The 1560-nt window shown below is 36.8% G+C and carries 1 protein-coding gene; it reads right to left on the bottom strand.

The genetic code is table 11. From position 1 onward, the window contains the following. Nucleotides 1–210: 210 nt before the first annotated feature. Nucleotides 211–1050: a DUF4349 domain-containing protein gene (locus BMX11_RS24015; protein ID WP_090890148.1), complete on the bottom strand. Its 840-nt coding sequence runs from the start codon at nt 1048–1050 to the stop codon at nt 211–213. Between the last annotated feature and the right edge of the window lie 510 nt (nt 1051–1560).

Below are 1560 nucleotides of genomic sequence, written 5' to 3'. Positions count from 1 at the left end.
TTCCATAAAGAAAAATAGGCACTAATCATCCTTGGCCTAAATGAAAATTATCAACTTATGGGGAGAAATAAAATTCTTCCGAACACTTATGGTGGGACACAAACCGATAGATAAATTTATTTATAATCTATCCCGCAGATCAAGAAGATCAACACAGATTAATTATCTGCGAAAATCATTTTAAATCTGCGGGAGGCTCCTATTGTACAATCACAAACCAGCCCTTTTAGCTCTATATTGTTTAACTCCAAAGAAGATCGCTATTCCCAATACCACCAGCATCCACAAATTAGCCAGGGCTAAAATCATTTCCTTAAAGATGGTCCAGCCGTTGAGGATATTTAACCACAACCTGCTTGCGAAGCCAGGCCGGTAATCGTAAAGGTTATCATTAGCCACAATCATGGTTCTAACGGTATTATCCTGATAAAAATTGAGGGTGATGGTGCTGAATTTGACCTTATTATCAATTTGTAAATTCTCTACCTTCTTATCAATAAAATCATCTTTAATAATCAATGCAGATTCTACATTAGCACTTTTTTTCGTTGCCACCTTATTAATTCTTTCAACAGCTTCCACCCTATTTTGAGCTTTTAACTTGTTGGCGAGATACAGTATACTTTGGTCGTCCATTTTCATAGATTGATTATCGACGAACACAGCCATTCTGGCGATTGTGTTTGTAAACTCATCCAATTTTTCTGATGGAATTTTAGCCACAACATAACCTTCAGTACGGTAGGATGTAATTTCTTTAAGCGAATCTGTTGATTGTTTAACTTTATCCGTTTCCTGAATGGTGCTGTTGATAGAGAATTCAGCTATTGCGCCTCCCTGCTTTTTAAGTGTAGCACTCAATGTTTCCTTAGTTTGCTGTACATCCTTCACTCGGAAACGCATGTCGGCCGTTTTGATGATTTTTTCGTTCGCTATGCTGTCTGCAGATATGGTATCTGCGCCTATGCTACTTTCTGCATAATCTTTGTTTGAGCTATTGCAGCCAAAAAAAGTGATCAATATGGCTATAGCAATAATATTCCTTTTCATGATTCAGTGTTTTTAGGTAAATAATCATTTTAAAATATTTGCTTCAAATGGCCATTAGAAGTTCAACGTATTTTTGGTTTTGAACGTTGTATTTACCCTTAATACTATATTTTAGTTTAGGTAACCCATTGGGCAATTAGAGCGTGGAGAAGAAAAGAAAAAAGAGCAAAGAATAAAGATCAGGTGCAAAGATTGGAATATCATATAAAACAACTGGGATGAAAAACCTACATAGCAGCACAAAAAGTAGCCACCTAAACCTGATTGCAGCGAACACGAAGTGCAACGAAGTAAAGCGGAAAGCAGGGATAACATTAATGTATATACTGGCACTGCTTTCCTTCTATCACTCGCCAATCTCTCATTCCATCATTCTCTCATTCCATCATTCAATCATTCAGTCATTTCAACCATCAGAAAAACAAAAAAGCCTGTCGTGAGTGAACGAGGGCACTGAAAAAGTCCCCTAATAGAAAAGGGCAAAAGGAGTAGAAAACTAGTTTTTCTACT

Source organism: Pedobacter rhizosphaerae (assembly GCF_900111155.1).
In the GTDB taxonomy this organism is placed as follows: Bacteria; Bacteroidota; Bacteroidia; order Sphingobacteriales; family Sphingobacteriaceae; genus Pedobacter; species Pedobacter rhizosphaerae.
The sequence above is the reverse complement of the archived record's forward strand: the minus strand, read 5'-3'. Positions and strand labels throughout refer to the sequence as shown.

Coding starts and splice junctions, on each gene's coding strand:
- BMX11_RS24015 (WP_090890148.1), bottom strand. CDS start 1,050: ATGAAAAGGAATATTATTGCTATAGCCATATTGATCACTTTTTTTGGC.